Below are 21,582 nucleotides of genomic sequence, written 5' to 3' on the forward strand. Positions count from 1 at the left end.
GACTGTTGGGGTTGAGTGGTGGGTTAGGAGATGGAGGGATTGGGTCATTCTAGGCAGGATGTTTTGTCAGATCGCGCTCATGTCACTTTGGAAGCTTTACTATCACTTCGTTTGGGCAACCCATCAGCGGCTTCCTCTGATCAAATCGAGCAGGGAAGCACCGCTCTATCAATTCATCCAGCACAAAACGAATGACTTGGGTGGCTATCTCCGCGCAATTGGTGGGATAGATGACCATGTTCATCTGATCGTCTCGATTCCACCCAGTCTTGCACTTGCTCAGTACGTTCATTTGGTTAAAGGCAGCAGTAGTCGCTATATGAATCGTTACTATGCTGACCCTGATGCGTTGTTCAAGTGGCAACAGGAATACAGTGTTTTCTCCATCAGCGAGAAAAATCTAACAATCGCCCTTCACTACGTCAATCACCAAAAACGCCATCATGCAAAGTCCAAACTTCTCCTCCACCTAGAACCCGACGCGCTCTTCAGTCGCCTTATTCCACCCTAGTCCCTTCAGGGAGTTCGCACGGTTAGCACCGGGTTTTTAATCCGGTGCGGGACTCAATTACAACTTCGGAACTCTTGTATGCCAATCCGTCGCCTGCTCATAAGCATACGCAACTTGGAAAACCTGATCCTCTCTCAACACATTGCCAACAATCTGAAGTCCGATCGGTAAACCTTGCGAATCAAATCCACAAGGCACACTCATTCCCGGCAATCCTGCCAAGTTCACTGGAATCGTCATCAAGTCAATCAGATACATACTCAATGGATCTTGCGACTTATCGCCGAGCTTAAATGCAGTCGTCGGAGCCGTCGGTGAAACTAAAACATCCACTTCCTCAAACGCTTTTTCAAAATCTTGTTTGATTAGCGTTCTCACCTTCTGAGCTTTCAAATAATACGCATCGTAATATCCAGCCGAGAGTGCATACGTCCCAATCATGATCCGGCGCTTCACCTCTGCACCAAATCCTTGCGATCGCGTTTTCGTATACATCTCCATCAAATTCTCAGCATCCTCAATCCGCGCCCCATATTTCACGCCGTCATATCGCGCCAAGTTCGCCGAAGCCTCAGACGGAGCAATAATGTAATACGCTGCAATTCCATAACGGAATCGAGGACAAGAAATCTCTTTAACTTCAGCACCTAAAGCTTTGAGTTGATCGATCGCAGCATTCACCGATTTCTCAACTTCGGGATCAAGCCCTTCGCCAAACGTTTCTTTAATGACTCCAACTTTTTTCCCTTTCAAATCAGTCGTTAAAAACTGCGTGTAATCAGGAACGTCTACTTTCAAACTCGTGGAATCTTTCGGATCGTATCCCGCGATCGCATTAAGCAAAATCGCCGCATCTTCCACCGATCGCGCAAACGGTCCAATCTGATCCAACGACGACGCAAATGCCACTAATCCATACCGTGAAACCAATCCATAAGTCGGCTTCATCCCCACAATTCCACAGAATGAAGCAGGCTGCCGAATCGATCCCCCGGTGTCTGATCCCAACGAAATCGGACATTCTCCGCCTGCAACCGCTGCTGCTGAACCACCCGATGATCCGCCCGGAACTCTTGAAATATCCCAGGGATTTGCTGTCTTGGCATAAGCTGAAGTCTCGGTCGATCCGCCCATTGCGAACTCGTCGAGATTCGTCTTGCCGACCATCACCGCGCCCGCATCGATCAATTTCTGCGTCACCGTCGATTCATAAGGCGGCACAAAATTCTGCAAAATCTTAGACGCGCAAGTGGTTGGAACCCCTTGTGTACAGAGATTATCCTTAATCGCGATCGGGATTCCTGCCAGCAGTCCGATTTCTTCTCCGGCGGCAATCTTTGCATCGATTTGCTTCGCCTGTTCTAATGCGCGATCGTTCGTGACCTGCAAAAAACTATGCAACTTCGGCTCCAATGCTTGAATCCGATCCAGCGACTCCTGCACAATCTCAACGCAAGACCGCTCTTTGCTAATCAGTTGCTGATGCAACTCACGAATCGATGCCATACGAACCTTCCTCAATAGACGTGCGCACTCAAAAATCTGCACAAGTTTACAGTATAGGGGAAGCCAGAGATCGAGCGTTAGAAAAAAAGACGTTATCCCACTAGCAAATTCTGGGAATTTTGAGAGCAAAGCAGAAACTTTAAACTTCTATGACTGTGTTGCGAATTCTATTCGCGCTTGGCTCAGTCAGTGGCTGGAATAATTTCTGCGTCAGTTCTAGGGGGCTAGGTTAAATTGTTTACATCAATTTCCTACGCGCTTTATGATTTCAAATTCCTGAAATTCGCGATATTTCTCAGTTTTTCGTCCAAGTTTTCTGTGGCGTGCATGTGATTACTCTAACTTTATTACACCCAGTTCAGCTAACGCCCGTTCAACACTGGACTTTTGAGGACTCCCCAGTGGTAAAAGTCGGTCGATCGACTGACAATCACGTTGTGCTGTATAGCGCAGTTGTGTCTCGTTACCACGTCGAACTTCGGCAAGTCAACTTAGCCTGGGAGTTGGTCAGTCTCGGTGCGAATGGGACTTATTTTGAAGGCAAACGAGTCTTACAATTGCCTGTGCGAGATGGCATGATTTTCCGACTCGCGCGATCGGGTCCGAATCTTCAAGTTCATTTTGGGCGACCTGAAACCCTGACCGTGAAGCGTTCTGTTGAGCCTGCGAAAATTCCCGTTGCGGCTCTCAATATACCGTTTACAAGTACCGAGGATGAGGATAGAACTCAACCTCTGCTCAATACTCAAACGATCGCGGTTTCAGATTCTAAGACAACGATGGATACAGATGTATCTTTCGGGCATCCCAGTGCGGAGTGGATTCGCAAGCAAGATGAAACGAGAATCGGCAAATATCAAGAGATTCAACTGCTCAGCCAAGGCAAAGTAGGGATGACCTATCTGGGAGAGCGAGACGGCGAATTGCTGCTGCTCAAAACGCTCAATCCTGATTGGATCAATCATCCCCAAGCGCTTGCCTTGTTTGAACGTCAGTCTAAGATGCTCAAGCAACTGAATCATCCTGGTCTTCCACGCTGGCGGGATTTTTTTCGGATTGACGGACAACCTTTTCTTGTGACAGAGCGGATTTCTGGGCAGACGCTCTGTCACTACATTGGCGATCGCGGCAAAGTCGAACTCAAGCAAGCGATCGCGTGGATGGTAGAAGTCTGCGAAATCTTGGAATATCTCCATGACCAATCTCCTCCTGTGTTGCACCAAGATCTTCGTCCTCATAATTTGATTTACCGTGCTCACGCTACGTCTTCCTATCAGCTTGCGTTGGTCGATTTTGGCAGTGTCCGGGGATTGGGTATGGATGAGACTTCTGCCGCTTATCTTGCCCCAGAGCAAAAAAATGGACAGGCAACATACCTTTCTGATCTCTATGCGCTCGGCACAACGTTAGCCTTTCTGATTTCAGGGCAACATCCGCATCTGTTTTACCGACAATGGCGGCAGGAATATCGCTTCAGTCCCGATTTGATTCCGGGATTACTACCGCAATTGATCGAAGTTTTATATCAATTAACCGAACCGAACCCGGCAGATCGCTACCAGTCTGCGCGTGAAGTTCTAACGGCATTGCGATCGCTGATTTAAGCCAAAATCTGAGCAACGTATGCGATGATGAAATCCGTTTGTTTCATCCTGGCTCATGAAGATTGCAACTTGGAATGTCAACTCGATTCGGACTCGTCTGACGCATGTCACAGACTGGCTGACGGCGAATCCAATCGAGCTATTGTGCGTACAAGAAACAAAAGTGGTCGATGAGTTATTCCCACATGAAGCGATTCAATCGATCGGCTATCATGCGGCGGCATTTGGACAAAAGAGCTATAACGGCGTTGCTTTGATTAGTCGATCGCCTTTAGAACACGTCGATCGCGGATTTGGAGCGATTCTGCCTGCGGAGCTTGTGGGCGATCTCGATGATCAAAAACGAGTCATTAGTACAGTCATTGATGGTGTTCGAGTGGTGAATCTCTATGTTCCCAATGGCTCGGCTGTGGATAGTGAAAAGTATATCTACAAGTTGCGCTGGCTGAAGGTTCTGCGAGAATATTTAGCAGTTTTGCTAGAACAATCGCCTTCTTTACTTGTCTGTGGAGATTTCAATGTTGCGTTAGAAGATATTGATATTCACAATCCCAAAGGTCGCGAAAAGCAGGTGATGGCAACCGATGTGGAGCGAGAGGCATTACGGCAGGTCTTGGAATTGGGCTTATCTGATGCGTTTCGGAAGTTCACAACCGAAAGCGGACATTTTAGCTGGTGGGATTATCGATCGGCTGGGTTCCGTCGGAATGCAGGTTGGAGAATTGATCATCATTACCTGACGCCAGATTTGTACGATCGAGCAATTTCCTGTGTCATCGATCGCGCTCCTCGTGAACTTGAACAACCCAGCGATCATACTCCCGTTGTCGTAGAATTCTGATCTCCTCCAAAGGCTTAGAACCTAAAGAACAACCGTGTGTTCTTGCAATTTAGCCCAATTCTTAGCTTCTGCGATAGTAAAAAAGTACTTGAAACAGCAATGCTGCTACGATCGGAACCACGATCGGAATGAGCACTACAAATCCCCAGCGATCGAACTGGAGTGGTTGATCTTTCGGTTTCAGGAGATATACACCTGCTGCAATCCCAGCGATCGTGCAGAGGATACCGAACCCTAGAAAAATAACAAATCCTGACTCTGGAATTCCCATACTGTTGATCACGCACTGCGATACTTGATCTTAGATGAATTGACGCAGTGTGCTGCTCTAGCCCGTGATAGGTCTTTAGGAGATTTATCTAAACGACACTTTTGAAATCAATTGGGATCACAGGATTTGAACCTGCGGTATCCTGCCCCCAAAGCAGATGTACTATTTCTCCAAAAATGGCGTTAGACTAGGCATATCAAGGAATTCAAGCGCTTTATGTAGCGTCGATAAACGTCCTACAATGTCCTGAATCATCCTTGATTAGCCGTGATTTTGGGGAAGATTTGGGGAAGATGGGGAATTTGTTGCAACAGTTGAATGATCGTCTGAAAGCCGCTTGTATTCCGGTTCGTGTCCGATCTAAGGGGAACGCTCTTTATCTTCGTGGGACATTCCCCACGAAACCAGGGGACGGCATTGGACGGAAACGATACGATATCCCCCTCAAAATTCCTGCTTCCAAGGATGGATTTAAACGAGCAGAGCGAGAAGCGCACAAGCTGGCTCAATCCCTCGCTGATGGATCGTTCGACTGGGCAACCTATCTAGCTCCGGGACATGATCCGGAGTCAAAGACGATCGCGCAGTGGACGGAAGAATTCAAAGCTGAATATTTCAGAACGCACCGCATTCAAGAGAAAACTTGGGATAACACTTGGGTTTCAACTTTGCGGAAACTGCCGCAGGACGAACCATTGAAGGATTCAGATTTACTCGCGATCGTGCTTTCCACCGAACCAAATACCCGAAATAGAGAGCTAACCTGCCAGCGATTGCAAAAGCTCGGGGATTTTGCAGGTTTGAAGATCGACCTATCCGTATACGCAGGTGATTATGCTCCGAAACCGCGTGAAATCCCAGATGATGCAACGATTGTGGAATGGCGCGATCGTATTCCTGCCCCTAAATGGCAGTGGGCGTATGGGGTGATGGCTGCATTTGGCATCCGTCCACATGAAGTCTACGCCTGCCAAATGGTTGATCCTTTAACGTTGCGAGTGCATGACAGCACAAAAACCGGGAGCCGCCTTGCAAGAGCGATTCACCCGGAATGGTCTGAACAATGGAATTTAATCGAGATGAACCCGCCGCAGACTACCAGGAAGGACAATCGTGAGCGAGGGCAACTGGTAAGCCGACAATTCGGAATCCAGCGATATAACCTACCCTTTGTGCCCTACGATCTGCGTCATGCCTATGCTGTCAGGGCTTCAGTGGTCAAAGGTTTACCCATCTCGACGGCAGCCGCATTGATGGGACACTCCCCAGATGTGCATTTGAGAACCTACCACCGATGGCTGAGCGATGCAGAGAATGAGCGAGTTTATCGATCGCTCATTCTTGGAGAGGGTTAAACCGCTCGAATCTGCCGAAACCGCCGCTCTAACGCCTTTCTACAGCTTGGAACGTGATAGAGCCATCTTGGAGTTTCCCCCTTGCTGGTGTTCTGAATTTCGCCTTTAGATTCGCTGAATGCACCATCTAACCGCAAATTTTGAAGCTGTTTCGGCGATGTGATGCCGTGAGATTTGAGCGCGATCGCAGCATTTTTCGCATTCATCCAGCCATCAGCGATCGCGGGATGTCCTTCGAGTTGCGCTCTCAACGCTCGAACCTCAGCCATAAGTTTCTGTTGGTCGAGGTACATTTGGGCAAGTAGCTTCTCAGAATCGGGTGTCATAGCTGCGATTCGCCTTGTAATTTACAAAATTGGTCAATGATTTCTCTGCCAGTTCTGAGGTTTTCTCGGTATTCAATTCGGAATTTCCAGTCATGCTGCCTCCGGTTTTTGAACCTCTAAGGCTGCTCGAATATCCTGCGACAATCGCCGCCGAATCTGATTCCCATAATCAATCGGCAAACTATCCAAAAAAGAGATCGCTGAATCAATTTCACCAGCCGCCACCAAAACCTCGATCGACTTCACAACGACTTCCAAATCGTCGAACTCTTCACAGTTCTGTGGCAGTGGCTCGTCAAGTTCCTTGCAACGCTGGATAAATCGACGCTGCAACGCCTCAATAATCAAATTTCTATCCGCGTCTTCTCGATCGACGATCGCATACTGGCGAGTCCGTTCCTTGCGTCTGCCTTTCTGTGAAACCTCTTCAGTTGCAAATCCGATATGGCGGAGCAGTGTGTTGACGATCGCTGCTGGCTTGCGTTTTGGGTGAATACTTAGCCGATTGTAGGTCGAGATAGTTTCACGTCGTTTCTTGGCAAGCTCGTCCCCTTCTGCGTTGAAATAATCCCAAATTGCTTTTGCTTCTGGCGTATTGTCGTCCCACTCTGCGATCGTGCCATCGATAAACGGGTTCAACAGTGACTCTAAGTTATTAAGCGTTTTCGACTGAGCATATCTATGCCTAATTCGGTGAATCGGCACAAACAGCTTGTTTTTCACAGCATTGGTGTATTTGCCATGCAACTCCCAACGGTCAAGAGTCTTGGCGATTTCAGGATGCTGCATTAGCCAATAGCGCTCGGCTCCACGGGAAAAGTTTCCGCGATCGCTAATAAAAGCCTTCAAAACAAACTCAACATCGTCTAACTTGTCTTCAAGTCCCGGCAGCGAATCCTTCCGGATACGCTTTTTTGCTGCTAGGCGTTGCTCAGGAGTTGAATTGTACGCTCTCAGCACTTCTCTAGCTTCGGAGACAGACAGATTCTCGTTATCACGATCGTTTGCTTCTCGTTCGGCTTGTTTGCGCTCAAGCCGCTGCTTTGCGTCCTCGAACAACAACGCCATCTGTTGATTCTCACTGCGATCAATTTGTCCGCCAAACTCAACCTGATAGCCTGCGTTTGCCCAATGCTGAATCAACTCATCCCGCATATTTTGCTTGGCGTAAGATTCACGCGCTTTCATGCGGCAGAAGTGCTTCAGCCAGAAGCCGTAAGGCGTTGTGATTTCTGAAGCTTGACATTCAATCTCAGATAACCCCTCAGCAAATTTATCCCCTCCCACTTCACCTTCAGATTTAGTAATTCGATCGGCTGCATATTGAGCAAACTGTGTGAATTTGGTAGTTCTAGCGGTATTTTTCAACAGCGATCGTTTAATCAGATCTGGGTGGGCGGAGCGGTAGAGCGGCTCAACGTTGGTTGATCGCTCATTCACCGCAAACACTCGCTCTACGTCAGTTCTCAATCGCTCAGGCATCTGTTTCGCCACACGAGGCTCAAGGTGCGTGAGTGTGCCTAAAACTAAATCAAAGTGGTTGTTGGTGTCCGTGTGGCTGAATCCGCTTTTTACTGTTGGCGAAACGCCCATAAGTCGAGGCTGTACACGCTCAGTAAATCTGTTCGGATTTTTGAGAACTTCTTTCACCCAAGCTTCATGAGAGTTTTCGGAGTCAATGATGGCGATCGCTTTACCTGCAATCTTTTCTGTATCGAGATAATTCGATTGATCGACTAGAACTAAGTCGAATTTTTCACTCAGAATCAGCGCAACTTGACGCAAGTGGTTTTGATTATCACTTGGATAAAAGACGTTGCCACCATCCTCGATCTCTTCGAGAAGCTGATGGAGGATTTGCTTCTTCCCAGGCTTGATCGTGATCGTGCGCTTTTTATGTTTTTTCGTTGCTTTGACGTATGAGACAAGCGGAAAATCTAGATCCTTGAAAATATCTAAGAGCAGATTTGTCAGCCCATCTTCGAGGCACACGATCCAGCCGTCGTGCTGTTTTACCCAAGCCACCAACCGCATAAACAGCGAAACGTGATAGGCATGGCGGTCGCCATAGGTTGAACCTTCGAGCAAGTCACAAACAACCTGCTCCGCCTCATCAATCATAATCAGAGGTCGTCCTTCTACCTCTCGTAACTCCAGGTTTGAGAGGATTGCTCCAGCAGATTGAAAACACGCTGTAATTTGCAAAAACTCATTGTTCAGAATCGCGCCTGATTTATGGTGCGGCAGTCCTACCTCGTAACCAGCCTGCAAGCCAGTATTATTTGTAGGTGCGAATAAAACGGCATCAGCTTTAGTGTTTTGAGAGCGATGCTGCTTTACTATTTCGCTCCCCGCCACTGAAGTTTTCCGAAGGCCCATCGTTCCGTCGATCAAAACTAATCCACCCTCTTGTGGAAGGGTTACTGCACCCGACGGAATTACGCCTTCGATTTCAAGTGTTGGCGTACTATCTAAACGTGACAAGTATTCGTAGTTCTGGACTACCTCAGTACTAAATCGTGCTTTGTTTGTGGCTCTACGATCGTGCTGCCACTCCTTTTCTTGCGCCTGCTCAATGCGATCACGCTCTGCATCCTGAGCCATCCGCTCTGCCCGTCCGATCGGATCTGGGTCAAACGGCTGAGATGGTTTGCGATCGACTTGTGGGAATTTAAATCCGTGCTGTTGTGCGATATGGAACAACGTTCCGGCAGTAATTTGATTTGCTCTGCCAAAGCTTCGAGCAAACGATCTCACTTTATAAGCAACGTCCCATTTTCCAGGGATTGAAGGCGAGTAACGCTCGATCAGTCGCTCCGCTTCAATCTCACCAACGCCGTCAATCACAGCAGGAATGATTTTTTGCCAATCGCCGTAGTTGCCAGAACCAGGTTGGCGAGGCGGAATACAAGCTAAAGCCTGCTCTATAAGTGCTGGCAGATCTTGAGAATTTGACGAGAATCCAAAATCCTCTTTCAATCTCTCGATCTTTGCTTGTTCCCGCTCTCGAATCTGCTCCTCAATGCGATCGCAGTATGCAAACAGATAATTCTCGAGCCATTGTGGCGCGTCTGCAATTTCACAATCTTGAAAGCTGCGAACCCATTTATATTCGCCTGTTTGCGGATGGCACGAAGGTGGAATAACTGATTGACAGCGATCGTATCTGAGATCTAGCTGCTCGTCTCCCAACCTTTCAACGCCAGCCGCCTCGTAAATTGCAAGGTGAGTGAACGAAATATCCTTCAAACGGCTTTGAAGTTGATCGCTAATTCGATAAATTAACCCCTTGCGTCCGGGTTTCCCGGAAGTCCACTCTACGGTTTTTGGATTGTCGCCTTGCGACAGGTTTTCAAGGATCGCGATCGCATTAAACCCGTCAACATCAACGCCGATATATTCGTTACCGAAGCGGATGCCGTAGCCGTCTGGGTGAGCCGTCCAATACTTCTGTTTTTTCTCGCTAAATTGTCGATCGCCGTTCCGAATCAGTCTGATTAATTCTTGACGTTCGATCGGCTCTTCTGACTGCCAGCCCTTACGATACGGTCTTTTCTCCCGCACCGGGGTTAGAGAGATCGTTTCGGGAACGGCGCGCAGTCCTTCAATTAGTCGATCTTTTAGCGACAACGTTGCAACAGATCCGCCGATCGCTTCTTCTTGGAATCTTAAGAAGTTCATACCGCACCTCCTTCGAGGTTGCGATCGCTTGTAGCGGAGGCTAAAATTGGATTGACGGAAAAAAGATTTTCAGGCATACTAATCGTGGTTCTATTTGGGGACACTCTCTAGCTCTATCCGGGAAGATCAGGCTAGGGTTTGACAATAAGAAATTCAGATCCCTTCGAGGCTTAAGCCGCTTCGGAGGGATTTTTGATAAGCGCTGGATCTCTACTGCTGAGATATCCAGCCTGCATAAGCAAATCTCGAATTACTGCCGATCTCTTTCTGCGTGGAACTGCCGATCGAAACTCAACTAGATCTTCCTTTGGAAGACGGACAGTGATCATTGGATTTTTTTGAAACGGTTTCGCCATTAGTAAAAAGCCCGAACACTAAATCTAGAATTGATGCAATCTACTTTAATCACTTAATTAGTAGCTGTCTAGGGCAAAATTTGCCGAAATGGGACAATAAAGCGATCGCTACATATAGCGTTTTTGTTGAAAATCCGCTCCAACAGCATTATTGATATGAGTGATCACGCTATAAATCACTTTCGTATGTCCCTATACGCCCCCAAGCGTTCCCATTATGATTTTGCTTATGATTTTGCTAAATCTTATAAAATCTTGACATTAGAGCGATCGTCTTTTGGTGCAAGAGCGCGATCGCTCAGTCAATCTTTTCTCTGAATTGTTGCTCGATCGCTGTGACTTCTGCTTCAGTCAAGTTAAATTCTGCGATCGCTGCCTCTCGTTGCGCTTTAGCCAGCTTTAGCAACCATATGGCTTCAGACTCATTGCGTGGTTTGAAAACACTATCGGGATACGGGTATTCGTAACCGAGCGATCGCAACCGCGCCTCAATATCTGCAAGTTCTAGATCTGGTAAGGATTCCCAGTCAATTTGCTGAGGAACGAAATCCGTTTCAAACGGGCAGATGAAGAATTTCATAGCGATCAATCCTCGCTGTCGGTTGGTTTCTGAGGATTCGGGGCAGAGGAATCAGAAGTGTTTTCTTGTGTTATCCGGCGATCGCATCGTTGTGAGTCCTGATCCTGTTTCGATAACTCTTCGTGTATAGCAACGAGTTCCATAATGATGGCTGAGGATTCGGGGGAAAGTTTTGTGATCTTCATAGGTTTTCCTCGCTTGTCTCGGCTGAGGAGGCGCGATCGCTTTCGAGTTGCGCTTCGGTTTCAGATTCAGTACGGATCTGAAAGTTTGATTGTTCGGATTGAGATTTTAGACGGTCGCGTTTCAAGGATTGATACTTTTTGACAGCATCTAAGAGTGCTTTTTTCTGTTTTTCTGAAAAAACGATCATTCTTCTACTCCAGCCTTTCTTCCAGGCTCTTAAAGTCATCAATATTCTTCGCTATGCTCACCGATCGCACCTCTTAACTGGCTACTTCGGATTCGAGATTCTTCGGCTCTTTGGGCATTTATTTGCCCTCGTCATCGCTTGAAGTTGCGCGATCGTCTTTCTCTATGAGTCCTGCCCAAATTTGTCGAACACGGGCATTAATTTCGTTGAATGGGATCTGAACCCCTTCGCTATTCAATTGCTCGATCGCTTCGTAAAACAGGATTAATTGCTCAACCTGTGCGCCTTCATTTCGCCCATTGCGCTCTGCGATTTGCTGCAACATTTCGCGCAAATCAGTATCAAGCTTGTAATTCACCCTATCTACAGGTCGCGATCGCTTCGGTCTGCCCACAATTCCAACTGTCATTTGTACATCTCCTATTCAACTGTAAAAGTATTACTTCTGCTCACTATACCTGAATTGACTGTTTATCGTCTGTACAAAAAACATCAGTTAAAATTTATTCTCTCCTCTAAGTGATTATCTATTCTCATGTTTTTCATCTGTACAAAAAGCAGATGATTGAATTATATTAGTTTTGTCGGAGCGAGAGACAACGCTTCAGACGAAGGTGAAAGCCCTTCCCGGTAGGTTCGCTCAGAGTGATGCCCTACGTAGAAGAAAGACTTTATATCGTCCGGGGCACGGTAAAGGACGTTAAAGCGGAGTGAGAGCCGTCATCGAACACAACCGCAAGCGGGACTAAACCCGCTCATTAATGCAGCCGATCGTTACCGAGTTGGAGCGATACGTCAGTCCCAAGCCTGGATAAATGCAGAGGGGTGAGTAAAACGATCGAAGGTAATGACGATGGAATTTCATAGCAATATTTCTACTTTTTCAAACACAGACGGAAAATCTTTGCAGTTCGATGCGCGATTAATTGACATCGCGATCGCTGCAAGTAAAGACTGTCGGTTCGACAGTGTTGAGTTCAGTTCAGTTATGCAGGACGCATCTGGATGGATTCCTGAGATTTATTTGAATCTTGGGAAATTAAGCGATCCGCTTCGCAAGCTCATGATTGTTCTTCAGATTCGGGACGATATCCCGCAAGTTTCTACCTACCATCTCGATAACGCTTACGAAAACTTCGTCCCCTTCGAGAGCTTAGATCAGTGCGTGAAACTCGCTCGCGCTACCTTTCAGCAAAGCTGAGTAAGTTTCTAAAGCAGGATTGCACCCGCCATCGAACACAACCACAAGATTTCAGCGATCGCGCTTCTCCGATACAGAAGCCGATCCGGTGAAATCTTCACCGCTCACTTCACTACGAGGATTCAATAATGCTCACTTTATTGATTGCTGCATCGATCGGTGCTTATGCCTCACAGCGCGTTTCTCTTGTTCGCGATGGCGAAATTGCTTCGATGTCGCTCGACTATCAGCGAGTTTGGAATGACGCGATCGCATTCTTTGCGGCGATCGGCTTCATCTGCCCATCCGCAGATGAAGCCGATCGCAATGCTCGGAGTTACTTCGATGGGGCGATCGTGCCTTGGTTGAACAGCTTCGGGATTTCGGTAAGTTTGCCGACTCTGCAACTTCCAGCAATGCCAACTGCTCAGATTGACGCTTAATTTCCAATCAAAAAGCCGTCCCCAGACTCGCAATCGTCGGACGGCTAAACCCAAATCACCTAGGTTTCAGTCAATGTTAAACCCTTCTGAACAAATCGAACAGTATTTCGGACTTGATCGCTCTCCTTGGAAATTGCTCAATCTGCAAAGTCGATTGAAGAAAGCCAAATCGCCAGAAGCAAGAGCAGCAATCAATCAAGAGATTGAGAACACAGTGCGATCGTTAGCTCTGCTTTACTCCAATCTGCATCAAGAAGGCTATCAATCCGGACTTGAATTTGGCAAGCAGAACGCGCAGTTTTATGCGGATGCAGAGCAGTATCAGCAACGCGCACCACATCTAAAAATCGAAGTTCGTAGACACGATCGTACTCCGGTAATGGTCGTAAACGGTAGAACAATCGATTAGGTTCAGTCCCCCCGGATACTCAGAGCTTCATTCAATCAAAGGACAAAACTATGAATTCAATTCCAAAAGTTCAATTCAGCGAAATTCCCGATGGAATCGATCCAGAACTCTACAAAGAGGTTGCGATCGCAGCTTTCCAAGGCTTGCTATCAAATTCGGGTCTTATTCAATCAATGCAGGCGGAAGATTTTCATGCGATCGCAAAGTATCAAGATTTCGACCCCTGGCAAAACAGGATTGCTTATCTCGCTCTCGAATGCACCGATTCTTACTTGCGCAGGTTAGTCAAATGTTGAGCGATCGCAGCGTGAAATAACCTCCGTTGGTTCTAGTAACCACTCATAACCAATTCAGGCAGCTAGAACCAACTCAAACCAATTACAACCACTAACAAAGGACAAAAACAGGTAACTATGAATATTGTTCGGCAGCTAGAGCCAATCACAACCAATCACAACCAATTTCAACCACTGGGTTTAGACATTGGCAACGGGGCAACAAAGTTTGTGATCGATGCCCGTGAAATCCTTATCCCGTCTTATGTTCATGCCATTCATGACATCGGTTCGACTGATCCAGAGTTGGGATTGGTTGAATATCTCGGAGGTGATCGAACAGACTTAATCGGCTCCAAATGGTTTGCTGGAAAATCAGCCGCTCAAGTTGCACCTTTAACTTTTCAGCGAGTCGTTGATGATGCAAAAGGCAAGATTAAATTTGCACTTCAACTGCTAACAGGCGCGATCGAAACAATGCCTCATCAGTTGCGATGGAAGTTTGCGATCGTGCTTTCGTCCCAAGATTCACAAACGTTCGGGGATGAATTAGCCGATTCGGTGCAAGGTGTTCACAGCATCCGATTTCGAGGCTCTGACGTAACGCAGATTGAAATCGATGTGCTGTCAGTTGTTGAAGAAGGCATTGGAGCGATCGCCGTCGCCAGTGCTGACATTGATATCAAAGGAACAGTCATCGTGAACGACTTGGGGAACGGAACACTAATTGCGTCTGTGTTTCAGGGTGGAAAGCTCATCGATCGTAAAGTGATTCTGCGAGGCGTGGAACCGTTGATCGATGACATTGCCAACCACAAGGAAACCCGCAAAAAACTATCGACTCCAGCCAGAAAGGACTTGATTCGAGCAGGAATTGAGAACAAAACCTTCGACTATGGCAACGTCGCTGTGACTGGGTTCAACTTTGAGCAAATCTATCTTGCAGAACTTAAAGAGTGGATTGTTTCGGGCTTAGCTCAATTGCTCAAAGCGACCTCGGAATGGAGCGCTAACGCAGACGCTTCGATCGCCATTGGCGGCGGCGCACAACTGCCAAAAATCACGCCGTTGCTAGTTGCTAAGGGAATCACACCGATCGCTGATTCTCATTGGAGCAATGCGCGGGGATTGTTCAAATTGGCTCAACTGAAGTTGCAGAAAGGAGGCAAATAGAGCATGAGAGCAACGATCAAGGCTTATCAGCGTGATTATGTTCGTCAGATTGGTTCATTGATGGGGACAGACGATCCGACTGAGATTATTTCTCGGATCATTTCCGATCATCAAATGCGGTTGCTAGGTGTCTCTGTCCCAGAAATTCAGAATGATGCTGTGATGTCTCAGGGTAATAGTTCAGAAGTGGATGAGAGCCTGTTAGGACTACTTGGTTAATGAGCTTTGCTCAGACTGAATTTTCAAACTTGGAGAATCACCCATGTCAGACACGTTTGAGCAAATCAAAGCTTTCTATCGATCGCACTGGGAACAGCTTTCTATCTTCGATTTAAGTATGCTGGCTTCTCATTGTGCGATGAGCATTCCGACCGGGAACGCGATCGAGCTTTCCCACTTTGACGGATTTATGCGCCGTAAAAAGTCGATTACGCCCTGTGATCGCACCGATGCAATTGAGGTTTTGAAGCTTGTCACTGATTTCTTAGCTGAGCGTCTGAAGTCAATGCCACAAGCAGAGATTGAAGAACTCGATCGAGTGCAGAGGGTATTGTTGCAAGCTTCCGAACTTCCAAAACGACTCGATAACCGAGATTTATGAAAGTCGGTAATTTCGTTTATTGGCGCAAATGTCCAGGGCATTTATCACAATTTGCGAGAAACCAAGTCATTGAAGTTCAAGGCGATCGCGCTCGACTGAGATTCTTTGCAACTTGGTGCAACATTGCAGATTTGCAAATCGTTGAGCCGACTGAAGATGAGCAGAAATTCTGCAAGCTCTACCACATGTCGATCACGAACGATTGGGACGATTACGACGATTGGTAATCAGCACATCAAAAACCGATCGCTCCTACTTTGGACGGCGAAGCGATCGGCTTATCCATCCAAACTACTGAATTCAGAGGATTTTTCATTATGGATCGAGTCGGGATTTTCGCGGGAATTGCTGCACTTTGTCTCGGAGCAGGAATCACGATTTCACTAATTGGACAGCCTCAACAACATCAAGTACCGAGAGATCGACCAGCAATCACAGATTTCAACCAATATCGATAGGAGGAATCGCCATGAGACAAGACGATATTCAAGAATGGCTCGGTGAGAACTGGCTAGGGATTGCGATCGGCGGCATTTCCACGATCGTTCTAGCAACTCAAATCCCTTCAATTCAGGACACGATTCAGCGCAATCAATCCGTTGCACAAGCCAACAAAGCGAGACTTGAAGAGAATCAGAAGCTGGAAGCTCAAAAGCTGACATTACAAGCGTCTGAAGACATCGCGAACGAGCGCTATGACAAGGGATGCGAGGTAATCGTAACCCTGCAAAATCAGAGGATTGCAACCACGATCCAGGAAGGACAGCCGATCGTATCGGGAGCCTACTCGCATCTCTATCAAAACTCGAATCGTCCCCTGAATCCGCTTCACTTCGTCGGTCGAGATGTCACCGTTTGCGACTTGTACGGAACAACAGCAGTCATGCAGCTAGACCCTAGTAAAAAGTATGCCGTAGCAGGCGCGATCGCTGTGACCCGAGATCGCACCCGAATGAACAAAGCTCAACAACGGATGAAAGGGTTAGAGCGTCCCAACTTCAAAACGAGCAATAAGTAGCAGAAAAGCAGGGGTTAAGCCCTGCTTTCCATCGGTGCATTTGCTTCTCAAGTCAAATTACAACCATCGACCATCATGACACAGACGAATCCTAAGCCTGATTGGAAAACTCGCATGAAAGACGGAATCGCAGACAATGACAATCCTTGGCTGATGTTAGTAGCGATCGTCATTTTTGCAATTCTCATTGCTCTGGCGTTGAAATTGATTCAGGTGAATCTTGCACCTTACATCAAGGTGATGGGAATGCCTGACTTCAAACCGTCCAACATTCCGATCGTCGGTTGGGGATACGATGTCCTGACCCTGCTTTATGTGGCAACCGGAGCCGTAATTTTATGGTTTCTCATCAACCTTGCTCAAGTCGTTTGGATTCTGATCGCCCTGGATCGACGAGCGCATCGAACCGCAGTCAGAGAAAGTAAAAAAGAAGCTGCACTACAAGGAAACCAGTACGAATCAGATGGACAAGTCCGCAAACTCAAGAAACGAGCAACACGGGTTCCATTCTTTTTTATTGCCGCTAGTGGCTGGATTGCTCTTGTCGCGTTCGTTGCAGAGTTTCTGATCAATCTCAAAGCTTATCCACCGATCAGAAGTTGGAATGCGTTTATCGCTGGATTGACGATCGGGGATCTCAGCCCAATCGATATGAATCAAGTCATGCAAATCCTGTGGGGATGTTTCAGTACTGAGCTTGTCATCATTGCGCTGATTGTCGTGGGGCAATGGATTTGGAGCCACAAGAACGCTGACTAATCAAGTTTGTGATGGCATCGATTCAAGATGCCTCTGCATTTGCTTCTCAATCCAATTGCAACACGGAGGGATAATCATGTTTCTGTTCAATGATCCGGCAGAAGTCACCGATATTGAGCTAGTTCACGATCGCGCATTGCCCACTGAAACGAGTGTAGGGATTCCCTTGGCGACAACTGTCATTCTCGGAGTCGGGGGATTTGTTCTGACGGCTAATCCCGTTGTCGGGGGTGCATTAGCAGCGTTTCCTGCTTATGCCATGTTCAAAAAATTTAAGAAAAACTGGAAGGATAACGCCTTCGAGCGTCGGAATCCTGGATATGTCGCCCATCTCATCAAAACCGATGCAGACATGATCATCTGGATTGAGCATCACGGAGTGGATGAAGTGCGATCGCAATTATTGACGGCGCTGAAACATCGGCAGAAGTTAACAAGCTGTGCGAAAAGGACGCTCCATGCACTTTGTCCTGAATCCGAATTGCCACCGAAACGAGTTGAACAATTCCTATCGGCTCAACCTGCCCTACCTGCAACTGAAGGCGTTCGGATTACGACTCAGCTTGGTGAACCCAGTGCGATTAATGTTCCTGCTCAGTCGGTTCAAGAAGGCGTTCCGATCCCAAAGTCTATCTGTGACCATTACCTATCTGATTTGCGATCGACCTTCCTGTGTGCGCCACCGCGCACAGGTAAAGGGATTCTCGCGGCTCAATTGATGCAAGGCTTCAAAGAACGGTTTCCGAAAGGGTGCTTGCTCACCTGCACGATTAAGCAATTCGCGGGTGAGAACTGGTACTGGAGCTACTCAGACGCTCATCTGAATCCAGAGACTAAAACGCCGGATCAACAACTTGCAGCCGCACGGGACATCTTCAACCTGATCAACTTCTGGGAGGCGAGACAATCGAGTGCTGATCAGCCCTGCCTACTGGTGATTGATGAGATTCGCGACACGCTGAATCTCATCGGATCAATCCCGATGAATGCGGTTAGCTCTGATTATGCCGAGTCGAAGAAAACATTCGGGGAATGGATGCTAGGGGCTGCAATCAGTTCTGCAACGCTCAACCAATGTCACCACCGATTCATGCTGATCATTTCCCCAGTCGTTAGTCTTGCTGGACTCGGAGGCATCAAGGGAGTGAGTAAAGACGCACTCGGCTCATTTGTCGGAATCACGCTTGCAGCACCCAAAGCAATGCAATTTGCAACGGGGGATAATGGCACATTCAGCGCACCCAGAATCGACCCAAATGATCCAAGATTCCTGAATTGTCATGCACTGGCGTATTGCAAAAATGACAAGCAATGGTATCCGATCGAGTCGATTCCTAAAGCTGCATTAGACAAGTTAGCAAACTCGAATCCAACTCTAAAAAAGTGGAATTCCGTTAACCTCAATCCGCGCGTTCACCTCGAAAAAAGTTGGACAGTTGAGAGTGACTTTAAGCATGAAGTCATTGCAGTCGTAGAAGATAGCGACGCTGGTAATGGAGAGCTTGAAATCAGAACGGAAATCAAGCGCTTTTTATTGGCAAATGGCGAAGGCTCTAAACCTCGTGACCTTTCTAATAAAGCGCGATCGCCCGTCCGTAAAATGCCTGTTGAAGAAATCAAGCTTTATCTCGATGTGATGACACTGGAAGATGAAATCTACGAGGTTGATGGAACGTTTTTCGCTAACAGTAATTAGCCTCTGTAGCAGCCTGTAGCATGTAGCGAAAATATTCGTGTAGCAGAGCGTAGCAACGACGCTACAGATGCTACAGCCCCTTGCTACAGTGCTACAGCTTGCTACATGCTACAGTGCTACACCCCAAAATGCTACAACGCTACACTCTACAAATGCGCAATCAAACTATCAGCAAATACTCAACTATGCACCACAATTTCAAACAGAAGCTAGCCGCTAAAGGCTGGCAATTTCTACGCAACGGCAAAGGCTCACATCAACTCTGGCAGCATCCAGAGCGCGGTGTTATTTCGATATCGGTTCGAGCAGGAAGAATGCAGATCGCGCGATCCGTTGAACGCAAATTATTTGGACTCTGAAAATGAAACTCTCTGAACTTTTGAATCAATTACTCGATCGAGGCTTCAATCCTGAAATTCTCAGCAGTGGAGAGATACTTTGCCGCATTAATCTGGATTATGCAAGTTTCGGCTTTACCCTCATTCTCGGTGAATTTATTCGCTGCATTGCTTGGAGTACTTACGCTGGACAGAGTTACTTCGATCGCATCTTTCCCGATTTGGAGCAAGCGATTTTTGCGGCACAAATGACGGCAGTTTTTGACGATGCCAGACTGACTGAAGCGATCGCGCATATCGGAGGAAAATTGTGATGCAAGTGGCAGCTTATTTTGTTTCAGAGAACGATCTCTTTTGCCAAATTGGGGTTGAGTTCAGCGCACGATCTCGATCTGGCAATTCGCACAATTTCTTCTGGGTTCCACCATACAAAGAAAACCCAGAATGCTTATTCAAGTGGGTTCCAATGTACGGGCGATTGATCCGAACTGGCGTATGGAAAGAGTTGTCGATCGAATCTGCTCTGCCATCCAAAAGGCGAATCCAGGTTAAAGAGTTTTGGCAAGCTCAAGAAGATGTCGGACTATGGATCGCTCACTCAAAACAGTTGACTAATTTGAACGTCAATCTTAGAACATCTGCATAAATCAATCCCGGAGATCGCATTCCAACGATCGCCGGGATTTTCGTTTGTCAATGAGCGCGTTAACCCAAGATTTGATCTAAGAGGATGTCTGAGAAGACAATGAAATAGGAAAGATCTCAAAACGATAGGCTGTCAATTAGAACAAAACACGACAGCATTCTGAGATTTTTTCTATGTCGCGAACATTCGATTGATGCTACGTTGTTTGGATTAATAGTCTTTTCAGACATCCTCTAAAATAATCAGCCAGATCGCTGGAAAGAGCGATCTGGCTTTGTTGTTCACGGATAATCATTTAGAGAGCCATCAGTTTGGATAGCTTATCCAGGCCCCAAACTCTAAATAAATTGGGCAATGAAATCGACTACGATCTTTGTCGCAGAATCGCAGAGGACAACATTAGATCCAATGACAACCAACTCATACTGAGCCGGAATATTGAGGTATGTGTTAACTGTTTTAGGCAAAATCACTTTTTTAGCAATGCCAGGGGGCAAGCCTTTCCCACGAGCTAACCGCTTTTGAATTCCACGGGGCAGGGAAGAAATTTGGCTAGCGACCAAATTACGAGTGCTGACATTCAGAACATCATTGCGGATCACTCGGCCGCTGAGCAGCGCTGTTAACTGGGTTCGTTGTTCGGAAGAAAAAGAAAGTGTAGTGGTTTGGGTAGAAGACGTAGTGGGGTGCACTAGGATTGATTGTTCACCTTTTTTGCCCTTGCTAGGTTTTGCCTCAGCAGCAGGAATGCACAAGCTGCTCAAAATGGCGGCTCCTAATAATACCGCTGTAAATTGTTTCCAAGTTGCCATAATTCTTTTTCTCAGCAATAAGGTGAATAATTTCAGGCGTGTTTGACTTGTTTAGAAACACCCTAAGAATTAACTACGCTCAAAGACACCATGTAGTTGGTATAGTTCCCTCTTTTTTAGTGATAATTACTGCTCAAAATTGTGATCTAAATCAACGACTTTATCCACATCTAATGTACGGCTTTGGCTCAGAATCAGAAGCCAAATTGAAGGGTATTGCAGCAGCTTTTCTGCTCCTCAGACATCCTCTAAGGGAAATGGATAATCTCGTCCCATCGTTCTCTGTGTGCTGTTTCTGAAAAATTCGGCTTCTGCCCACGCCATTAGGAAAATAGCTGGTCCATCTTTTTTGTGAAGAACGCAGGGCAATCGATCGAGCTTAATGCCCAAACTAAGACTAGGCTTCTGTTTCAATTCATATTGTTTTTCGTTGATCGATTGACTAAGCGTTTCAAATTCAGTCATCAGTTTGAACAATTTCCGGCTGTTTTCGTTGATGCGATCGCCCAGTTCTCGCAACCGATGCACATCTTCACCCAAATCAATTTCGACCTGCTTCAACCGTTCTTGCTCTCGGAGTGTGGCGAGTTGTGATTCGATGCGCCGTTTTTGGGTTTCACCCTCAGCAATGCGCGATCGTATTTCTTGCTCACTGGACTGATCGGCGGCGAGTTCGGCGATCGTTGCCTGCAATTCTTTCTCAAGTTCAGCAATTTTCATTTTGAAGTCATTTCAAAAACATGTGTTCTATTCTGAACCAATTTAAGAGAAGGCGATCGCTGTCCTGTTCTCAGTATTAATGCCTGATCAATCCTGTGTACTAAAGCA

General features: G+C 46.8%; 28 protein-coding genes. 19 read left to right on the forward strand and 9 right to left on the reverse strand.

All coding sequences use genetic code 11. The annotated features are described in order from the left end of the window. Nucleotides 1-79 precede the first annotated feature (79 nt). The gene (tnpA, locus tag LEPBO_RS37060; protein WP_071596222.1) at nt 80-511 is read left to right on the forward strand and encodes an IS200/IS605 family transposase; all 432 of its coding nucleotides are present in this window, start codon (nt 80-82) and stop codon (nt 509-511) included. A 57-nt stretch (nt 512-568) separates the two neighbouring features. Here tnpA and gatA read toward each other — a convergent pair whose 3' ends face one another. Next, nucleotides 569-2,017, reverse strand: a complete 1,449-nt coding sequence (gene gatA, locus LEPBO_RS0113770; protein WP_017288159.1) for an Asp-tRNA(Asn)/Glu-tRNA(Gln) amidotransferase subunit GatA — start codon at nt 2,015-2,017, stop codon at nt 569-571. 401 nt (nt 2,018-2,418) lie between these two features. Here gatA and LEPBO_RS43325 point away from each other — a divergent pair, with 401 nt between their 5' ends. Both LEPBO_RS43325 and xth read left to right on the forward strand, forming a co-directional pair. Beyond that, nucleotides 2,419-3,621, forward strand: coding sequence for a protein kinase domain-containing protein (locus LEPBO_RS43325; RefSeq protein WP_026148629.1), 1,203 nt, complete (start codon nt 2,419-2,421; stop codon nt 3,619-3,621). 55 nt (nt 3,622-3,676) lie between these two features. Further along, nucleotides 3,677-4,462 (forward strand): exodeoxyribonuclease III, encoded by a 786-nt coding sequence (gene xth / locus LEPBO_RS0113780; RefSeq protein WP_017288161.1) that lies wholly within the window; start codon nt 3,677-3,679, stop codon nt 4,460-4,462. 61 nt (nt 4,463-4,523) lie between these two features. Here the strand turns inward: xth and LEPBO_RS0113785 are convergent, their stop codons facing one another. Continuing rightward, nucleotides 4,524-4,733, reverse strand: coding sequence for a hypothetical protein (locus tag LEPBO_RS0113785; protein WP_017288162.1), 210 nt, complete (start codon nt 4,731-4,733; stop codon nt 4,524-4,526). A gap of 293 nt (nt 4,734-5,026) precedes the next feature. Here LEPBO_RS0113785 and LEPBO_RS0113790 point away from each other — a divergent pair, with 293 nt between their 5' ends. Continuing rightward, on the forward strand, nt 5,027-6,088 hold the full coding sequence (locus tag LEPBO_RS0113790) for a site-specific integrase (RefSeq protein WP_017288163.1): 1,062 nt from the start codon (nt 5,027-5,029) through the stop codon (nt 6,086-6,088). Here LEPBO_RS0113790 and LEPBO_RS0113795 read toward each other — a convergent pair. The 5 genes from LEPBO_RS0113795 to LEPBO_RS0113830 all read right to left on the reverse strand — a co-directional run bounded on the left by LEPBO_RS0113795 (nt 6,085) and on the right by LEPBO_RS0113830 (nt 11,813). Next, nucleotides 6,085-6,414, reverse strand: a complete 330-nt coding sequence (locus LEPBO_RS0113795; protein WP_086371022.1) for a hypothetical protein — start codon at nt 6,412-6,414, stop codon at nt 6,085-6,087. The genes LEPBO_RS0113790 and LEPBO_RS0113795 overlap by 4 nt on opposite strands. Before the next feature lie 90 nt (nt 6,415-6,504). Next, nucleotides 6,505-10,095, reverse strand: coding sequence for a bifunctional DNA primase/polymerase (locus LEPBO_RS0113805; RefSeq protein ID WP_017288166.1), 3,591 nt, complete (start codon nt 10,093-10,095; stop codon nt 6,505-6,507). A gap of 654 nt (nt 10,096-10,749) precedes the next feature. Next, on the reverse strand, nt 10,750-11,031 hold the full coding sequence (locus LEPBO_RS0113815) for a hypothetical protein (protein WP_017288168.1): 282 nt from the start codon (nt 11,029-11,031) through the stop codon (nt 10,750-10,752). 181 nt (nt 11,032-11,212) lie between these two features. Next, nucleotides 11,213-11,404, reverse strand: a complete 192-nt coding sequence (locus LEPBO_RS0113825) for a hypothetical protein (RefSeq protein WP_017288170.1) — start codon at nt 11,402-11,404, stop codon at nt 11,213-11,215. A gap of 118 nt (nt 11,405-11,522) precedes the next feature. Further along, nucleotides 11,523-11,813, reverse strand: coding sequence for a hypothetical protein (locus tag LEPBO_RS0113830; RefSeq protein WP_017288171.1), 291 nt, complete (start codon nt 11,811-11,813; stop codon nt 11,523-11,525). Between the two features lie 444 nt (nt 11,814-12,257). Here LEPBO_RS0113830 and LEPBO_RS0113835 point away from each other — a divergent pair, with 444 nt between their 5' ends. From LEPBO_RS0113835 to LEPBO_RS0113905, 15 genes are all read left to right on the forward strand, one after another. Further along, complete coding sequence (locus LEPBO_RS0113835; protein WP_036044599.1) at nt 12,258-12,605, forward strand: hypothetical protein; 348 nt, start codon at nt 12,258-12,260, stop codon at nt 12,603-12,605. Between the two features lie 128 nt (nt 12,606-12,733). After that, entirely contained in the window at nt 12,734-13,027 is a 294-nt protein-coding gene (locus tag LEPBO_RS0113840) for a hypothetical protein (protein WP_017288173.1), read from the forward strand. Between the two features lie 73 nt (nt 13,028-13,100). Then, nucleotides 13,101-13,436: a hypothetical protein gene (locus LEPBO_RS0113845; RefSeq protein ID WP_017288174.1), complete on the forward strand. Its 336-nt coding sequence runs from the start codon at nt 13,101-13,103 to the stop codon at nt 13,434-13,436. A 50-nt stretch (nt 13,437-13,486) separates the two neighbouring features. After that, complete coding sequence (locus LEPBO_RS0113850) at nt 13,487-13,732, forward strand: hypothetical protein (RefSeq protein WP_017288175.1); 246 nt, start codon at nt 13,487-13,489, stop codon at nt 13,730-13,732. Nucleotides 13,733-13,849: 117 nt separating this feature from the next. Further along, nucleotides 13,850-14,884, forward strand: a complete 1,035-nt coding sequence (locus LEPBO_RS0113855; RefSeq protein WP_017288176.1) for a ParM/StbA family protein — start codon at nt 13,850-13,852, stop codon at nt 14,882-14,884. 3 nt (nt 14,885-14,887) lie between these two features. Continuing rightward, entirely contained in the window at nt 14,888-15,103 is a 216-nt protein-coding gene (locus tag LEPBO_RS0113860) for a hypothetical protein (RefSeq protein WP_017288177.1), read from the forward strand. A 43-nt stretch (nt 15,104-15,146) separates the two neighbouring features. Next, nucleotides 15,147-15,485: a hypothetical protein gene (locus LEPBO_RS0113865; protein WP_017288178.1), complete on the forward strand. Its 339-nt coding sequence runs from the start codon at nt 15,147-15,149 to the stop codon at nt 15,483-15,485. Continuing rightward, nucleotides 15,482-15,712, forward strand: a complete 231-nt coding sequence (locus LEPBO_RS0113870) for a hypothetical protein (RefSeq protein ID WP_017288179.1) — start codon at nt 15,482-15,484, stop codon at nt 15,710-15,712. Before LEPBO_RS0113865 ends, LEPBO_RS0113870 begins: the two co-directional genes overlap by 4 nt. Before the next feature lie 90 nt (nt 15,713-15,802). Then, nucleotides 15,803-15,943 (forward strand): hypothetical protein, encoded by a 141-nt coding sequence (locus tag LEPBO_RS42895; RefSeq protein ID WP_017288180.1) that lies wholly within the window; start codon nt 15,803-15,805, stop codon nt 15,941-15,943. 11 nt (nt 15,944-15,954) lie between these two features. Beyond that, a complete protein-coding gene (locus tag LEPBO_RS0113880; protein ID WP_017288181.1) occupies nt 15,955-16,503 on the forward strand; it encodes a hypothetical protein in 549 nt (182 codons plus the stop codon). Nucleotides 16,504-16,578: 75 nt separating this feature from the next. Next, a complete protein-coding gene (locus LEPBO_RS0113885; protein ID WP_017288182.1) occupies nt 16,579-17,262 on the forward strand; it encodes a hypothetical protein in 684 nt (227 codons plus the stop codon). Nucleotides 17,263-17,338: 76 nt separating this feature from the next. Then, nucleotides 17,339-18,958, forward strand: coding sequence for a hypothetical protein (locus LEPBO_RS0113890; protein ID WP_017288183.1), 1,620 nt, complete (start codon nt 17,339-17,341; stop codon nt 18,956-18,958). Nucleotides 18,959-19,143: 185 nt separating this feature from the next. Further along, nucleotides 19,144-19,317, forward strand: coding sequence for a hypothetical protein (locus LEPBO_RS43330; protein ID WP_017288184.1), 174 nt, complete (start codon nt 19,144-19,146; stop codon nt 19,315-19,317). A 2-nt stretch (nt 19,318-19,319) separates the two neighbouring features. Further along, entirely contained in the window at nt 19,320-19,610 is a 291-nt protein-coding gene (locus LEPBO_RS0113900) for a hypothetical protein (protein WP_017288185.1), read from the forward strand. After that, nucleotides 19,610-19,942: a hypothetical protein gene (locus LEPBO_RS0113905; RefSeq protein WP_017288186.1), complete on the forward strand. Its 333-nt coding sequence runs from the start codon at nt 19,610-19,612 to the stop codon at nt 19,940-19,942. Before LEPBO_RS0113900 ends, LEPBO_RS0113905 begins: the two co-directional genes overlap by 1 nt. A 338-nt stretch (nt 19,943-20,280) precedes the next feature. On the opposite strand, the gene LEPBO_RS40055 is transcribed toward LEPBO_RS0113905, so the two are convergent. Both LEPBO_RS40055 and LEPBO_RS0113915 read right to left on the reverse strand, forming a co-directional pair. After that, a complete protein-coding gene (locus tag LEPBO_RS40055; protein ID WP_017288187.1) occupies nt 20,281-20,754 on the reverse strand; it encodes a hypothetical protein in 474 nt (157 codons plus the stop codon). 237 nt (nt 20,755-20,991) lie between these two features. Beyond that, nucleotides 20,992-21,474, reverse strand: coding sequence for a coiled-coil domain-containing protein (locus tag LEPBO_RS0113915; protein WP_017288188.1), 483 nt, complete (start codon nt 21,472-21,474; stop codon nt 20,992-20,994). Between the last annotated feature and the right edge of the window lie 108 nt (nt 21,475-21,582).

Source organism: Leptolyngbya boryana PCC 6306 (genome assembly GCF_000353285.1).
Lineage (GTDB): Bacteria > Cyanobacteriota > Cyanobacteriia > Leptolyngbyales > Leptolyngbyaceae > Leptolyngbya > Leptolyngbya boryana.

Bases quoted from the DNA above. Each gene is read 5' to 3' on its own strand.
- LEPBO_RS0113785 (WP_017288162.1), bottom strand. From the start codon at position 4,733: ATGGGAATTCCAGAGTCAGGATTTGTTATTTTTCTAGGGTTCGGTATC.
- LEPBO_RS0113870 (WP_017288179.1), top strand. From the start codon at position 15,482: ATGAAAGTCGGTAATTTCGTTTATTGGCGCAAATGTCCAGGGCATTTA.
- LEPBO_RS0113880 (WP_017288181.1), top strand. From the start codon at position 15,955: ATGAGACAAGACGATATTCAAGAATGGCTCGGTGAGAACTGGCTAGGG.
- LEPBO_RS0113865 (WP_017288178.1), top strand. From the start codon at position 15,147: ATGTCAGACACGTTTGAGCAAATCAAAGCTTTCTATCGATCGCACTGG.
- LEPBO_RS0113795 (WP_086371022.1), bottom strand. From the start codon at position 6,414: ATGACACCCGATTCTGAGAAGCTACTTGCCCAAATGTACCTCGACCAA.
- LEPBO_RS0113900 (WP_017288185.1), top strand. From the start codon at position 19,320: ATGAAACTCTCTGAACTTTTGAATCAATTACTCGATCGAGGCTTCAAT.
- LEPBO_RS0113835 (WP_036044599.1), top strand. From the start codon at position 12,258: ATGGAATTTCATAGCAATATTTCTACTTTTTCAAACACAGACGGAAAA.
- LEPBO_RS0113890 (WP_017288183.1), top strand. From the start codon at position 17,339: ATGTTTCTGTTCAATGATCCGGCAGAAGTCACCGATATTGAGCTAGTT.
- gatA (WP_017288159.1), bottom strand. From the start codon at position 2,017: ATGGCATCGATTCGTGAGTTGCATCAGCAACTGATTAGCAAAGAGCGG.
- LEPBO_RS0113845 (WP_017288174.1), top strand. From the start codon at position 13,101: ATGTTAAACCCTTCTGAACAAATCGAACAGTATTTCGGACTTGATCGC.
- LEPBO_RS0113805 (WP_017288166.1), bottom strand. From the start codon at position 10,095: ATGAACTTCTTAAGATTCCAAGAAGAAGCGATCGGCGGATCTGTTGCA.
- LEPBO_RS0113830 (WP_017288171.1), bottom strand. From the start codon at position 11,813: ATGACAGTTGGAATTGTGGGCAGACCGAAGCGATCGCGACCTGTAGAT.
- LEPBO_RS0113815 (WP_017288168.1), bottom strand. From the start codon at position 11,031: ATGAAATTCTTCATCTGCCCGTTTGAAACGGATTTCGTTCCTCAGCAA.
- LEPBO_RS0113850 (WP_017288175.1), top strand. From the start codon at position 13,487: ATGAATTCAATTCCAAAAGTTCAATTCAGCGAAATTCCCGATGGAATC.
- LEPBO_RS43330 (WP_017288184.1), top strand. From the start codon at position 19,144: ATGCACCACAATTTCAAACAGAAGCTAGCCGCTAAAGGCTGGCAATTT.
- LEPBO_RS0113790 (WP_017288163.1), top strand. From the start codon at position 5,027: ATGGGGAATTTGTTGCAACAGTTGAATGATCGTCTGAAAGCCGCTTGT.
- LEPBO_RS0113915 (WP_017288188.1), bottom strand. From the start codon at position 21,474: ATGAAAATTGCTGAACTTGAGAAAGAATTGCAGGCAACGATCGCCGAA.
- LEPBO_RS0113825 (WP_017288170.1), bottom strand. From the start codon at position 11,404: ATGATCGTTTTTTCAGAAAAACAGAAAAAAGCACTCTTAGATGCTGTC.
- LEPBO_RS0113855 (WP_017288176.1), top strand. From the start codon at position 13,850: ATGAATATTGTTCGGCAGCTAGAGCCAATCACAACCAATCACAACCAA.
- LEPBO_RS0113905 (WP_017288186.1), top strand. From the start codon at position 19,610: ATGCAAGTGGCAGCTTATTTTGTTTCAGAGAACGATCTCTTTTGCCAA.
- LEPBO_RS40055 (WP_017288187.1), bottom strand. From the start codon at position 20,754: ATGGCAACTTGGAAACAATTTACAGCGGTATTATTAGGAGCCGCCATT.
- LEPBO_RS0113860 (WP_017288177.1), top strand. From the start codon at position 14,888: ATGAGAGCAACGATCAAGGCTTATCAGCGTGATTATGTTCGTCAGATT.
- LEPBO_RS42895 (WP_017288180.1), top strand. From the start codon at position 15,803: ATGGATCGAGTCGGGATTTTCGCGGGAATTGCTGCACTTTGTCTCGGA.
- tnpA (WP_071596222.1), top strand. From the start codon at position 80: ATGTCACTTTGGAAGCTTTACTATCACTTCGTTTGGGCAACCCATCAG.
- xth (WP_017288161.1), top strand. From the start codon at position 3,677: ATGAAGATTGCAACTTGGAATGTCAACTCGATTCGGACTCGTCTGACG.
- LEPBO_RS0113885 (WP_017288182.1), top strand. From the start codon at position 16,579: ATGACACAGACGAATCCTAAGCCTGATTGGAAAACTCGCATGAAAGAC.
- LEPBO_RS0113840 (WP_017288173.1), top strand. From the start codon at position 12,734: ATGCTCACTTTATTGATTGCTGCATCGATCGGTGCTTATGCCTCACAG.